We start from the raw sequence: 14450 nt of genomic DNA, 5'->3' as shown, positions 1-14450 counted from the left end.
CCCCTCAGTGGGTAAAATCGCCCTCCTTAATATTCCGCAACTATTGTCTGGAGTAAGGATTAACCCATGCGTGTGTTTTTGTGTGCCGCATTGCTGCTTGTCACCTGTGGCTCAGGCTTCTCCAATCCGAGCGCGGCTAATAGCCTTAAACCCTTTACCACCGACGGCTGTTCCCTGTGGCTCGATGGTACCCCCGAGCAGCCCAATTTGTGGCGCCACTGCTGCGTCGCCCATGACTTGGCCTATTGGCAAGGCGGCACCAAAGAGCAGCGAAAACAGGCTGATGAGGATATTCTCGCCTGCGTGAAACTGGCGCAGGGGACGGGCATGGCCAACTATATCTACGGCAATGTGCGCTGGGGTGGCAGCCCCTATTGGATGTCGAACTATCGCTGGGGTTACGGTTGGGATTACCTGGACGGCATGTGGCCGCGCGGCTACAAAGTGCCCACGGCGGAAGAACAGGCGCAGATAGACGCGCAAATGCCCGCTGCACGGGAGGTAATCACCCGCGATGCCGAACTTAATCCCGTCACCGATGACAAACCTGTCACACCTGCACCTTAATCTTTAAGTGCACTGATTGGCGCCGCGACAAATTTATGGGTGTTTGAATCCATCCAAGTGCTTTACAATTGCCGGCGCAGTTGTACCGGGTCACCAAGGTGTAAACCGGGAAATGCGCGGCCAAATGGCTTCAACTCCTTTCCGGTTTTCCTCGGTCTCCCCTCAGGCAGACTGGCCGGATGGTGCGCCACCCAACCAACCTGATCACCTAATCAGTAGTACCCTATAAGCAATACCTTACAAGCAGCACCCAGAGGCGTTTCGCCAGCAAGTGAAATTCCAGCCTTATACCTTTTATGGAGACTCCATGAAATTTCGCTTTCCCATCGTCATCATCGACGAAGACTTTCGCTCCGAGAACACCTCGGGTTTAGGCATACGCGCACTCGCGGAGGCCATCCAAAATGAAAGCTGGGAGGTAGTTGGTGTTACCAGCTACGGTGACCTGTCGCAATTTGCGCAGCAGCAATCGCGCGCCTCTGCATTTATTTTGTCGATCGACGACGAAGAATTTGGCGGTGGCTCTTTGGAAGAGACCGACCACGCGCTGAAATCCCTGCGCGCCTTCGTGGAAGAAATCCGTTACAAAAACGCTGACATCCCGATTTATCTGTACGGCGAAACCCGCACTTCACGCCATATTCCCAACGATATTTTGCGCGAGCTGCACGGCTTTATTCACATGTTTGAAGATACGCCGGAATTTGTGGCGCGCCACATTATCCGCGAAGCCAAATCCTACCTTGATGGTTTGGCACCACCGTTTTTCCGCGCGCTGGTACATTACGCGCAAGACGGCTCCTACTCCTGGCATTGCCCCGGTCACTCCGGCGGCGTGGCATTTTTGAAATCGCCTATCGGCCAAATGTTCCACCAATTTTTTGGTGAAAATATGCTGCGCGCCGACGTATGTAACGCGGTAGAAGAACTCGGTCAATTGCTGGATCACACCGGGCCTATCGCCGCGTCTGAACGCAATGCCGCGCGCATTTTTAACGCCGATCACTGCTACTTTGTGACCAACGGTACGTCCACCTCCAACAAAATGGTGTGGCACTCAACTGTGGCGCCGGGCGATATCGTTGTCGTTGACCGCAACTGCCATAAGTCGATCCTGCACTCGATTATTATGTGCGGCGCAATCCCCGTGTTCCTGATGCCTACCCGCAACAACCTCGGCATTATCGGCCCCATTCCGCTGGAAGAATTCACGCCGGAAAGCATCGCCCGCAAGATAGAAGCAAACCCTTTTGCGCGCGAAGCCGTAAACAAAAAACCGCGCATCCTCACCATTACCCAATCGACTTACGATGGTGTGCTCTACAATGTAGAGACGCTGAAAAATATGCTCGACGGTAAAATCGATACGCTGCATTTCGATGAAGCCTGGTTGCCGCACGCCACCTTCCATGAGTTCTACAAAGACATGCACGCGATTGGCAAAGATCGCCCGCGCGCCAAAGAGTCGATGATTTTCTCAACGCAATCCACGCACAAATTGCTCGCGGGTTTATCGCAAGCATCGCAAGTGTTGGTGCGCGAATCTGAAAAAGTAAAACTCGATCAGGATGCATTTAACGAAGCCTATTTGATGCACACCTCCACTTCTCCGCAGTATTCAATTATCGCCTCATGCGATATCGCGGCGGCCATGATGGAAGCACCCGGCGGCCATGCACTGGTAGAAGAATCGATTTTTGAAGCGCTCGATTTCCGCCGCGCGATGAAAAAAGTGGACGAAGAATGGGGCCAGGATTGGTGGTTCCAGGTCTGGGGCCCGGAAGAATTTGCTGAAGAAGGCATTGGCACACGCGAAGACTGGATCCTGCGCAGCGACGACAACTGGCACGGCTTCGGTAAACTCGCACCAAACTTCAACATGCTCGACCCGATCAAAGCCACCATCGTTAACCCCGGCTTATCGGTAAATGGCCAGTTCAGCGACACCGGTATTCCGGCATCGATCGTCACCAAATATTTGGCAGAGAACGGCGTAATTATCGAGAAGTGTGGCCTCTACTCCTTCTTTATTATGTTTACCATCGGCATCACCAAAGGCCGCTGGAATACACTGGTAGCCGCGCTGCAACAATTTAAAGACGACTACGACAAGAACCAACCCATGTGGCGAATCATGCCGGAGTTTGCGCAAGCAAATCCGCGCTATGAGCGTATGGGTCTGCGCGATTTGTGCCAACAAATCCACGACTTCTACAAAGCCTATGATGTTGCACGCCTGACGACCGAGATGTACTTGTCCGATATGCAACCGGCGATGAAACCTTCAGATGCGTTTGCAAAAATGGCGCATCGCGAAATCGAGCGTGTACCTATCAACGAATTGGAAGGCCGCATCACCTCGATTTTGTTAACGCCTTACCCGCCGGGAATTCCGCTGTTGATTCCGGGTGAGCGTTTTAACAAAACCATCGTGGACTATTTGAAATTTGCACGCGATTTCAACGAGAAGTTCCCCGGCTTTGAAACTGATGTACACGGTTTGGTAAAACGCGAAGTGGATGGCAAAAAAGACTACTTCGTTGACTGTGTAAAACAATAAACCTGCCGTTCATGTGCAGAATGTTATAAATTCAAAAGCCACTCCGGGTAACCTGAGTGGCTTTTTTGCTTCAATCAAATTACAACACCAAGGGATGTGTCGCGGTGAACAGAAAAAAACAATCTATGATCCTTATCGTCGTGTTGCTGATAATAACGGCGGTTATTTATTTTTTTAGCCCGAGTGGTGCGCGCCCCAAATCCAAAACAACCAGTGAGTCCGCGCACTCCATCGAGCTGCACTCCGTGCGCTTACAGGGCTAATCTGCAGTTTCTTTTGTAGTAACAAACACAGCTTTACCATCACAATTAAACAGGGAATTACTATGCGCTTTCATTGGTCTTCATGGTGTGCCATTGCGTTAATGAGTTTATTACTGGGTGCCTGTGACAATTCCGCACCTGAGCAAAACAAACAAGCTCCAGCGGCAGAAGCCATCGCCCCGGAATGGGAAGCGCATATTGCAGATTATCCCAAACGCTGGATTGCGACAGAAGCCCCGCTATTTATTCGCTTCACCCATCCGGTGGTAGATGAAGCGCAAGTGAATACCGCCTTCTCTGACAAGCTGCTGACACTGGATGCCAAGACGCCGGTGAATTTGGTGTTTACCTCCACCAGTGAATTGCGTATCCAGCCCGTTGAGCGCTTGCCCAGTGATAGCAAAATTCGTTTCCGTTTAAACGCCAGTGAGTTGCAGGGGATCACTGAATCGCTCGGTGATTTTGAGTTTGAAGTGCAAACCATCAAACAGGATTTTGATTTGCGTGTGGATAGTTTGGGTGTAATGCCTGAAGACGAAAGTCAGATGCAGCTCACCGGTGTACTCACTACCGCCGATACCGCCGAGTTAAACGATATTAAAAAAATTCTGCGCGTTGAGGTGAATGAGCGCAATGCCGATGTAGTTTGGACGCAGGATACTGATCGTAAAACCCATCGCTTTTTAATTGCACCAATAACGCGTGGCGACAGTGCCGGAAAAATTGTCTTGAACTGGGATGGCAGCGCCATAGGTTCTGCAGATAAAGGCGCACGCGAATTGGAAATTCCTGCGCGCAAAACCTTTCAAGTGACCGGCGTACAGGTGATTCGCCAACCCAATACCGCGATTGAAATTCATTTTTCTGACACGCTCGATAGTAGCCAAAATCTTAGCGGTTTGGTAACACTGGACGGTAAAGCCGTGAACGCCGTAATCGATGGCAGCCTGCTGCGTTACACACCGGAAAAACTCGATACCGGTGAAATAACGCTGAAAATCAACGGCAGTATTAATAACCTGAAGCAGCAAAGCCTGGGCAGTGACTACGAGCACAAAGTGGTGCTTGAGTTGGTAAAACCGCTGGTGCGTTTTGTCGGTAGCAGCAGTATTTTGCCTCCCGCCAGCCAAATTTCTGTGCCCTTTGAAGCCGCAGGTGTGGATTCAGTACAAGTGATTGCTTTTAAAGTGTTTGCCAATAATGTTGGCCAATATCTGCAGGATTACCAACTCACCGCTGCTGCCGCTGCGACCGATACCGGGCGCTATTTATGGCGTAAAACCTATCAGCTACCCGAAATTCCCCGCGCGGGCGCCCAGCGTTTTAATTTGGATTTATCCGAGCTAATGGCACAACACCCCGATGGGTTAATTCGTTTGGAGCTGCGCATTGATCGCAGCAACTCTATTTACACCTGTGAACAACTGCGCCCGACAGAACCGGTTGCCAAAATGCCGGAAGATTCCGATGGTGAAAGTTATTACGATCGCGTAGAGGAACCGGCGTGGTATCAGCAATATTATCAATCCCAGGGTTATTACAATTACAGTGAGCGCAATAATCCCTGCGATGATACTTACTATTACTATGGTGATGAAATTGCTTCAGCACGCAATTTTTTGGTGTCCAATATCGGCTTACTCGCCAAACGCGGCAGCGATAATCAACTGCATGTCATTAGCACAGAATTAAATTCCGCTAAACCATTGGGCAATACCGAAATCACTGCCTACAACTATCAGCAACAGCCGATTGGCAGTGGCACTACCGACAATTACGGCATGCTGCAATTAACTACCGACGGCGTGCCTTTTTATATTCAAGCCACTCACAATAAACAGCGCGGTTATCTGCGCCTGCGCAGCAGTGAAGCGCTGCCCACCAATCAATTTGATGTAAGTGGCGAACACATTAAGGGTGGCCTAAAAGGTTTCCTCTACGGCGAGCGCGATGTATGGCGCCCGGGCGATGATATTTTCCTCAGTTTTATTTTGGAAGATAAAGCCCAACAGCTACCCGCCAATCACCCGGTCACGCTGGATTTATTTGATCCCAGCGGTAAAAAAGTGCTGAGCCAAACCAATGTGCAACCGGTCAATAATTTTTATACCTTTGCGTTAAAAACCGAAGAGACAGCACCCACCGGAAATTATCGCGCAGTGGTGCATGTGGGTAATCGTTATTTCGACAAAATTATTAAAGTGGAAATGGTGGTGCCCAACCGTTTGAAAGTGGATTTAACACCCACAGAAACACCGCTGCGGTTGCGCAATATGCCAACGCAAGTGTCACTCTTTGCCCAGTGGTTGCAGGGCGCTACCGCCAAAAATTTAAAAGCAGATTCGGAATTAAAACTGAGTGCCCGCGAATCGGTATTTGCGGGATTTGAGCAATTTACTTTTGATGACCCGGTGCGCAGTTTTGCGGGCAGTGCGCAAAAAGTATTTGATGGCCAAGTGGATGAAAGTGGCAACGCCAGCTTTCCGGTGAATGTCAGTTTGTCATCGCCACCGCCGGGCAAACTCACCGCCACCTTTGTGACTCGCGTGTTTGAAGAGAGCGGTAATTTCAGCACAATTTTGCGCCCCTATGAATTACTGCCATTTGATCATTGGGTTGGTATTAATATTCCCAAAGGCAGCGGTTACATGGATGCCATTGGTCGCGATGCCGATCACCCGGTACTCATTCAAACATTAAATGCACAGGGCAAAGCGGCCGCGTCGCGCAAAGTGGATTTACAGGTTTATGAAATCGGCTGGCGTTGGTGGTGGGATGAAAACAATGAAAATCTTGCCGAATATTTTACCAACAGTAGTCATCGCCCGGTGCACAGTGAAACTCTGGTGAGCGATACCAATGGCCGCATAAATTGGACCTTGGAAAAAAATAAATACGATTGGGGGCGCCATATTATTCGCGTGTGCGACAACAGCGAAGGCGATGCCCAGGCGCACTGCGCTGGCAAGGTGGTTTACTTAGGTTGGAGTTACGATTCATCGGCCAGTGCTGATTCCGCCACCCAATTAATGCTCTCGGCCGATAAAGAAAAATATCAACCCGGTGATGTTGCCAAGGTACGTTTGCCCAATGCGCGTGAAGGGCGCGTATTGCTGAGTATTGAAAATGGCACGCGAGTATTGGAGTCGCGTTGGCTGGATTTACGAGCGGGTCAAACCGAAATAGAAATTCCCATCACCTCGGCGATGGCGCCTAACGTTTACGCCCAGGTTGCACTGATATTGCCGCATCAGGAGCGTGTTGCTGAAGCGCCGATGCGTTTATACGGCATAGTGCCGCTGCTGGTGGAAGACCCTGCAACCCGTTTGCAGCCGCAATTGGACGTGGCAGAAAAAGTTCGCCCTGAAACCGAATTTAGCATCAAGGTTAGCGAAAAAAATCAGCGTGCTATGACCTATACTCTGGCGATGGTGGATGAAGGTTTACTCGGCCTCACCAATTTCCGCGCACCGGATGCGCACGATTATTTTTACAAACGTGAAGCGCTGGGCGTGCGCACCTGGGATTTATTTGATCAGGTAGTTGGTGGTTATGGTGCGTCGCTGGAGCGAGTGTTGGCAATTGGTGGCTCCGATGCCGCCTTGGAAGCCGAGCGCAAACGCCGCGAGCGTCGCTTTCCACCGGTAGTGAAATTCCTTGGTGCGTTTGAATTAAAAGCCGGTGAAACCCGCGCGCATAAAATTACCCTGCCACCCTATATGGGTGCGGTGCGCGTTATGTTGGTGGCGGGTGATACCAGCGCGAAAACTAATAGCAATGTAAAAAATAATAGCAATGCAACCAGCGCCTACGGCAGTGTGGAGAAAACCGTGACCGTCACTCAGCCAGTCACACTTTTTGCCACCTTGCCACGCGTGCTTGGTCCCGGTGAAGCAGTGAATTTGCCGGTTAATGTATTTGTGAGCGAAAAAGATATTCGCGAAGTAAAAATTTCGGTGGAAGCTAATGAAATTTTTACCGTGGAAAAAGGCGCTGCAACACTGAACTTTAGTGAACCGGGCGATGCGATTGCCAGTTTGCAATTGAAGGTGAATGATCGCCTCGGTAAAGGCCGTGTGAAAATTACCGCTACCTCAGGCAATGAAACCGCCACGCAAGAAATTTATATCGACTCACGCGCGGCGAATCCGCCTACCAGTCTGTGGCAGAGCAAATTATTGCAGCCGGGCGAAGTCTGGCAATCGCCCCTGCAAGCTCACGGCATGATTGGCACTAATCAGGCGAGCCTTGAAGTAAGCACCTTGCCGCCGCTCAACCTTGAGCAGCGCTTGGATTATTTAATTAGTTATCCGCACGGCTGCCTGGAGCAAGTGACCTCATCGGTATTTCCACAATTGCGTCTTGCGCAATTGGTGAATCTGAGTGACGCACAAAAAATTGAAATTGATAACAACATTAACGCGGGCATTAAACGCTTGTATGGTTTCCAGCATGCCAGTGGCGGATTCAGTTATTGGTCGGGTGATGGCTATGTGAATGAATGGGCATCCAGTTATGCCGGGCATTTTTTAGTGGAGGCGAAACGTGCCGGTTACGCCGTGCCCGCTGCGCTATTAAATGGTTGGATAAACTATCAGCGCAATGCGGCGCGCAACCCGCAAATTCAAGGTAATTATTACGACGAGATGGTGCTCGCCTATCGCCTCTATACACTCGCCTTAGCGGACAGCGCTGAACTACCGGCAATGAACCGTTTGCGCGAAACCTTTAAAAATAATCAGCAGAATCTGCAGGACTACCGCATGCCTGCGCGCTGGTTGTTGGCTATGTCTTATCAACATGTTGGTTTAAAAGATGCTGCGCAGGATGTGCTGGGCACGATTGCCAATACTGTGCCGAGTTACAAAGATTCAGGGTACACCTACGGTTCCGAAATGCGTGACCGCGGGTTGTTGTTAGCAACTCTGGTGAGCGTGAATGCAAATAAAGAAACAACCTGGGAAGTGGCTGAACAAGTTGCCAACGAATTGTCGAGTGACGGTTGGTACTCCACACAAAGTATCGCCTGGGCACTGTTGGCGATGAGTGAATTTGCCAGCGCTAATCAAAGCAGCAACGGCATAAAATTTTCTTATCAACAAACAGGCGAAAGCGATTGGACCAGTCAGGGCAGTAACAGCCCAGTGTTCCGCCGCGCGCTGGACTCACCACAAGTATCGGTACGCAACGATCACGACAAACCCATTCGCGTGGTGGTGAGTAATCGCGGCACACCGGCCAACTTACGTGAAGAAGCCATCAGTAATGGTTTGGCACTGCAGGTTAATTTTTTAACGCTGGCTAACGAACCGCTGGATGTCGAGCAACTGCCACAAGGCACCGACTTTGTAGCCGAAGTTACCGTCAGCGGCGAGTTTGATAAATTATTGACCAGCAATATCGAAAACATCGCGCTTACCGCCGTAATGCCCAGCGGCTGGCAAATCCGCAATGAACGTCTGGAGGGCTCACAACTGCCTAAAGGTATTGATTATTTGGACATCCGCGATGATCGAGTGCTGGGTTATTTCAGTTTGTGGCGCGATTACTACTGGAATTATCGCTATCAGGAACGCAACCAAACCAGCGTCACCCTGCGCATAATTTTAAACGCGAGTTACGCAGGAAAATTTTATTTGCCCGGTTGGAACGCAAGCGCCATGTACAACGAAAAAATACAGGCGAAGAGCAAAGGCTATTGGGTTGAGGTGGTGGGAAAATAAAACCTAACGCTGATTAGAGATTGTGGGTTTGTGTTAATTTTTTGTTGCGGTTCATTCCTCACCAGCAACCTACAGGGTGCTGGTGAGGAATGAACCGCAACAATTTATGAATCGTCTTGTACCCTTGAAACTCTGCACCATCACCCCAACATTCGCGACTTACTCTGCTTTCACATATTCCGGATGGCTCAGGTTATGAGTGAAATATTTATTTTGCAAAATCAGCACAATCTCTTTCTTGGTAAACAAAACAACTGGTTGGATGGTCGCGATTTGAACGCGCTGTACAAAACGCCGCATAAAGATGAAGCGATTAACCAGATGGTTGAGGCCAGTTCCAAGGACTATACCCAGCGTATCAAGATCATTAGCTGCTCACCCAATGAGAAGGGCTTGCCATCGATTGACCCGGAAATTCTGCCCGAGCCATTGCCCAAGTTGGGTAAAGATCTGTTGGCGACGCTTGAGGCGGAGGCAGTGCAGGCGCATGCTGATCAAGCTGTTGTTGATCCGGTGGCTGCCTTGCCCGACGAGCCATCGCGCTGATCCCTGCGCAGTGCTGTCGCTAGTCGCTTCCTGTTCTACACTTTGTTAGTGGGCCGCTGCGGCGGCTTTTTTATTTGTGCTTGATTGCGCTTGTCGCCCAAGGATTTTGAATTGTCACATGATCACGGTTTATCCAGCGAACTGCTGAGTGCGTTTGCCGAGCCTGCAGCTAACGCCAGTCTGCGCGGTATTTTGCGCGGTCTGGAAAAAGAGAGCCTGCGCGTAACCCCCCAGGGCACTCTGGCGCAAACTGATCACCCGCGCGCGCTGGGTTCTGCGTTAACCCATCCGCATATCACCACGGATTACAGCGAAGCGCTGCTGGAATTTATCACCGAGCCGTTTGCCGATGTGGAACCACTGCTGGCGCAGTTGGATGATATTCACCGTTTTACCTACCAGCACTTGGCCGCTAACAACGAGCGCCTGTGGCCTGCGAGCATGCCGTGCACCTTGGGTACGGATGATGAGATTCCGGTGGCGCGTTATGGCTCGTCCAATTCCGGCAGGATGAAAACGGTGTACCGCGTGGGCTTGGGGCACCGCTATGGTCGCTCAATGCAGACTATCGCCGGGATTCACTATAACTTCAGTATGCCCGATGAGTTTTGGTTGGCGCTACAACAACAAACGGGCAATCAACAAGCGCTGCAGGATTTTAAAACCGAGCGCTATTTTGGGTTGATCCGCAATTTCCGTCGCAACTTTTGGCTGCTGATTTATCTGTTTGGTGCATCACCCGCGGTCTGTTCCTGTTTTGTGAAAGATCGCACCCATAAACTCCAGCCCTTCCCCGCTGCCGAACAAACCATGTATTTGCCTTATGCGACTTCGCTGCGCATGGGTGATTTGGGCTACCAGAGCGACGCACAAAAAAGTCTCGTGGTGAATTACAACAACCTGAGCGATTACCTGGCCACGCTCTGCGGCGGTATCACCCAGAGTTATCCCGCCTATGAGCAGATTGGGGTGAAAGACGGGCAGGGCAATTACCAGCAACTCAATTCCAGTTTGCTGCAAATCGAAAACGAGTTTTATTCCAGCATCCGTCCCAAACGCACTACCGGGCGCGGCGAGACGGCACTGCAAGCGCTGCGTCTGCGCGGGGTGGAGTATGTAGAAGTGCGCTGCGTGGATTTGAATCCCTACGAGCCGCTTGGCATCACCAAAGAGCAAATGCAGGTGATGGATGCGTTTTTGCTTTATTGCCTGCTGAGCGATAGCCCGCAAACCGACGAGCGGGAGTTTTATCAGGGGCAGGAAAACCAGAAGCGTATTGTGAATAGCGGGCGCGATCCTGCGCTGAAGTTGCTGCGCGGTGAACATGAAATCGCCATGCGCGAGTGGGCGGAGGAAATTGTGCGGGGCAGTATGGCGGCGGCGCAATTGTTGGATCAGGCCAAAGGTGGGGCGGCACATCAGCAGGCGCTGGAGCATCAGCGCGCTAAAATCGCCAACCCGGAGTTAACACCTTCGGCGCGGGTATTGCGCGATATGACTCAGGCGGGGCAAAGCTTTTACGCCCACGCCCTGGCCCTCGCAGAACAGCAGCGCGCGTATTTTGCGGATCGCCCCTTGGCGGCAGCACAGCAGGCGGTATTTGCGCAGATGAGTGAAACGTCCCTACAGGCGCAAGCTGTGCTGGAGGCCGATCAGCAAATCAGTTTTGATCAATATCTGGAAAATTATTACGCCCAATATCGCGGCTGTCGCTGCGCGAGCTGAGTGATGCATCACCGTCGCCAGAGGCTGCGCGGCGGTGATGCTCTGGTATTTAATTCTGCGCTTATTTTTGCACGACAAAATTATTGAAATATAAATCCGATGCGGGGCCTTTAACAGCTGTCACTACGGGTAAAGTGCTAGCGGTCGCTGACGTCGCTGCCGCTGAACTGCCCTCTGTAGGCGCGATTGTTGTTGCGGGTGCTGCAGGTGTTGTTGGCGCTACGGCGGTAGGTGTTGCTTCTGCGGCTGGCTGCGGCGCCAACCCCTGTACTTGCAGCAGGGCTTTGTTAATTTCTGCCAACGCGTAAGTGCGCAAATATTCTTTTCCTTCCACGCTGCTTACAATTTCATCGCTCTGCGCGCTCAAAATACTGACCAGGCGATCGCGAATGAGCGGCAGGTGGTGAGTCACTGTATTGGCGTCCGCCGCATTTTCGCTGCGAATGGATAGTTCCGCTTTTATGTAACGCGCCTTGCCGGGGCCACCGTAGTTCACCACCAGCGGTGGGGTGATGGGAATATAGTTAATGCCCTCAGGCGCGCCGGTATTTCCACCGCCTGCTGCCAGCGCGGGCAGTGCCAGTGCAATGCTCAATGTCATACCCAATGCGATACCCGCTCTTTTACTAATCAGACTGGATGCCAGACCAAACCTACCGCGTTTCATAATCTCTCCCCTGTGAACTTCAGCCATTCTTCTCGCTCAAATCAAGGCGCTGCTTGGCGCGATTGACGAATGCCTCAAAGCATAGTCTATTCGTTTGTCCAACTGTGCAAACCTACGCTGAATTAAATCGCTGCGGGCTAAATGTCTGGCTCTGGGCGCGCATAATTGCTTAACATAGCCATCATTATTCCTATAGCCATAAAACGACCGCTACCTCGTTAACTTCTTCAAGTAAGGATTGTTCATGTCTCCCAGTGTGCGTCAAACCAATCTGCTTATTTTTGTTATCTGTACCGCCATGATGTTGGCTGCTGCCTATATGGAGCATGTGATGAAAATGGTTCCCTGCTCGCTGTGCATCACCCAACGTGGGTTTGTGGTGTTAACCGGACTCTTAGCCTTGATTGCGGCAATCCACAACCCGGCTAATCGCGGCCGTCGTGCCTATGCGCTTGCCGGTATTGCCAGCGCCATCCTCGGTGCGTGTTTTGCTGGTCGCCAACTCTGGTTGCAAAGTTTGCCGGAAGATCAGGTTCCCGCTTGTGGGCCAGGTCTCTCCTATATGTTTGAAGTCTTTCCTTTTATGGATGCGCTGAAATTACTGTTACAGGGGGATGGCAACTGCGCCCATGTAGATAAGATCCTCGGTTTGAGCCTTGCGGCCTGGACTTTTATGGCATTTATTGCGCTGGCTGGCGCCAATTTATACCAAGCCCTGCGCCCTGCGCACCGCACACAGGCATAAAGCGCGATGCAGTCTTGCCCTCATGCGTCAGATCGCCTATTGTGACCAACTGAATTTATGCACCTGCGCTTGAAAACAGTGGTTGTCGCGGACTATCTCGCGTACAGCACATCCGCGCAAAGCACACCTCTTTCGAAAATGGATAGGAATAACTGATGTTAGAAAATTGCAAAAGTGCCAAAGAACGCTGGGGCGGTGTAAGTGAAATTATCGACCGCTGGTTGGAAGAGCGTCAGCAAATGCTGGTGCAATACTGCGCCCTGAGTGGTCTGGATCAGGACTTGAGCGATGTGCAGCGCGGGGAAAAGTTGCGCAGCTTTTGCCAAATCCTGGTGGACTATGTATCGGCAGGTCACTTTGAAGTCTACGACCAGTTGATCAAAGAGGGGCGTGAGTTTGACGATGCTGACGCGCTGCAAGAGGCGGGTAAACTCTACGATGTAGTCGATAAAACCACCGAAAAGTTACTCGATTTTAATGACAAGTATTTGGAAACCGACGACCTGAGCTCACTGACCAGCGATTTGTCCCTGTTGGGTGAAGCCTTGGAAGTGCGTTTCAGTGCCGAAGACCGTCTGATCTCGGTACTTCATACCTCGCATAAGGATCTGGTTAACTGATGGGTTAACCGACTTTGTCAGAGCATAAAAAAAACCCGCCGTAGCGGGTTTTTTTTTATGTCTTGCCATTGATATATGGCAGTGCGGGATCGCTCCCGCCAGGCTTATTCTGCAGCTGCTTCAGGCGCTTTGATTTCGAGCAATTCAACTTCGAAAACTAAAGTAGATGAAGGTGGGATTGGACCTTGACCGCCAGCGCCATAAGCCAATTCAGACGGGATTACGATTTCCCATTTGGAGCCTTGTGGCATCAATTGCAGTGCTTCAGTCCAGCCAGGAATTACGCCGTCCAATGGGAAAGTAGCTGGTTGGCCCTTTTCAACTGAAGTATCAAATACGGTACCGTCGATCAGCTTGCCGGTGTAATGCACAGTCACTACATCAGTTGCTTTTGGCTTGGCGCCTTTACCTTCAGTAATTACTTTGTATTGCAGGCCGCTTTCGGTGGTGGTTACACCTTCTTTGGCTTTGTTGTCTTCAAGGAACTTTTTGCCATCAGCAATGTTCTTTTCGCTCAGTTTCTTTTGCTCTTCTTCTTGTTTAGCCATAGCTTTTTGCTGAACTTCTTGCATGATCTTTTGCATGTCTTCTTCGCTAATGCGAGATTCTTTGCCGTCGCGCACATCAGCCAATGCCAATGCCAAAGAGTCCGGCTCGATGGTCAAACCACCGTTTTGCAGGTTCTTACCCAGGTTTTGACCAATGATGTAGTTGGCTTTTTGTTCCAGCGTTGCCAGCTTCGCGCTGTCATCAACTGGTTTTGCTTCTTCTTTATTACAGCCAATCAAGCCTGCAGTCGCAGCCATCAAGCCAACAACCAATAAACGTTTGTTAAACATAATGCACCTTATTTTGTAATCATTGATTTGTATTTGTTGTCTGTGTGAAATGGGCATTGCCTCACTTCTTCCTAGCCGACAGCCTGTGCAGCACCAGAACAGGGGCCAATGGTATACCAAGTCTGATCAAATGTGCGTGTTTTTAGCGACGTTTGCGCTGTGCTGCAGCCTCAAACCCTGTGCTATTCCTCATTT

At 50.7% G+C, this 14450-nt stretch carries 9 protein-coding genes; 7 read left to right on the top strand and 2 right to left on the bottom strand.

Translation table 11 applies throughout. From position 1 onward, the window contains the following. Positions 1 to 66 precede the first annotated feature (66 nt). From O59_RS00855 to gshA, 5 genes are all read left to right on the top strand, one after another. Positions 67 to 567: a hypothetical protein gene (locus O59_RS00855; RefSeq protein ID WP_007638519.1), complete on the top strand. Its 501-nt coding sequence runs from the start codon at positions 67 to 69 to the stop codon at positions 565 to 567. A gap of 307 nt (positions 568 to 874) precedes the next feature. Then, positions 875 to 3127, top strand: a complete 2253-nt coding sequence (locus O59_RS00850) for an arginine/lysine/ornithine decarboxylase (protein WP_040390994.1) — start codon at positions 875 to 877, stop codon at positions 3125 to 3127. Positions 3128 to 3452: 325 nt separating this feature from the next. Beyond that, on the top strand, positions 3453 to 9113 hold the full coding sequence (locus O59_RS00840) for an alpha-2-macroglobulin (protein WP_007638513.1): 5661 nt from the start codon (positions 3453 to 3455) through the stop codon (positions 9111 to 9113). Positions 9114 to 9308: 195 nt separating this feature from the next. Continuing rightward, on the top strand, positions 9309 to 9659 hold the full coding sequence (locus O59_RS00835; protein WP_191966528.1) for a hypothetical protein: 351 nt from the start codon (positions 9309 to 9311) through the stop codon (positions 9657 to 9659). Between the two features lie 111 nt (positions 9660 to 9770). Next, on the top strand, positions 9771 to 11384 hold the full coding sequence (gene gshA / locus O59_RS00830; RefSeq protein ID WP_369727857.1) for a glutamate--cysteine ligase: 1614 nt from the start codon (positions 9771 to 9773) through the stop codon (positions 11382 to 11384). 61 nt (positions 11385 to 11445) lie between these two features. Here the strand turns inward: gshA and O59_RS20790 are convergent, their stop codons facing one another. Then, complete coding sequence (locus tag O59_RS20790) at positions 11446 to 12051, bottom strand: flagellar basal body-associated FliL family protein (protein WP_007638509.1); 606 nt, start codon at positions 12049 to 12051, stop codon at positions 11446 to 11448. Positions 12052 to 12295: 244 nt separating this feature from the next. Between O59_RS20790 and O59_RS00820 the strand changes: the two genes are divergently transcribed. Together O59_RS00820 and O59_RS00815 are read left to right on the top strand one after the other, a co-directional pair. After that, a complete protein-coding gene (locus O59_RS00820; protein ID WP_007638508.1) occupies positions 12296 to 12796 on the top strand; it encodes a disulfide bond formation protein B in 501 nt (166 codons plus the stop codon). Between the two features lie 155 nt (positions 12797 to 12951). After that, positions 12952 to 13416, top strand: coding sequence for an Rsd/AlgQ family anti-sigma factor (locus O59_RS00815; RefSeq protein ID WP_007638507.1), 465 nt, complete (start codon positions 12952 to 12954; stop codon positions 13414 to 13416). A gap of 104 nt (positions 13417 to 13520) precedes the next feature. On the opposite strand, the gene O59_RS00810 is transcribed toward O59_RS00815, so the two are convergent. Further along, positions 13521 to 14255, bottom strand: coding sequence for an FKBP-type peptidyl-prolyl cis-trans isomerase (locus O59_RS00810; protein WP_040390991.1), 735 nt, complete (start codon positions 14253 to 14255; stop codon positions 13521 to 13523). Between the last annotated feature and the right edge of the window lie 195 nt (positions 14256 to 14450).

Source organism: Cellvibrio sp. BR (genome assembly GCF_000263355.1).
Taxonomy (GTDB): Bacteria; Pseudomonadota; Gammaproteobacteria; order Pseudomonadales; family Cellvibrionaceae; genus Cellvibrio.
Note: the sequence above shows the minus strand (reverse complement) of the source record. Positions and strands in the feature narration are given on the sequence as shown.

Excerpts from the sequence above, each read along its gene's own strand:
- O59_RS00840 (WP_007638513.1), top strand. The coding sequence starts at position 3,453 with ATGCGCTTTCATTGGTCTTCATGGTGTGCCATTGCGTTAATGAGTTTA.
- O59_RS20790 (WP_007638509.1), bottom strand. The coding sequence starts at position 12,051 with ATGAAACGCGGTAGGTTTGGTCTGGCATCCAGTCTGATTAGTAAAAGA.
- O59_RS00820 (WP_007638508.1), top strand. The coding sequence starts at position 12,296 with ATGTCTCCCAGTGTGCGTCAAACCAATCTGCTTATTTTTGTTATCTGT.
- O59_RS00855 (WP_007638519.1), top strand. The coding sequence starts at position 67 with ATGCGTGTGTTTTTGTGTGCCGCATTGCTGCTTGTCACCTGTGGCTCA.
- O59_RS00815 (WP_007638507.1), top strand. The coding sequence starts at position 12,952 with ATGTTAGAAAATTGCAAAAGTGCCAAAGAACGCTGGGGCGGTGTAAGT.
- O59_RS00850 (WP_040390994.1), top strand. The coding sequence starts at position 875 with ATGAAATTTCGCTTTCCCATCGTCATCATCGACGAAGACTTTCGCTCC.
- O59_RS00810 (WP_040390991.1), bottom strand. The coding sequence starts at position 14,255 with ATGTTTAACAAACGTTTATTGGTTGTTGGCTTGATGGCTGCGACTGCA.
- O59_RS00835 (WP_191966528.1), top strand. The coding sequence starts at position 9,309 with ATGAGTGAAATATTTATTTTGCAAAATCAGCACAATCTCTTTCTTGGT.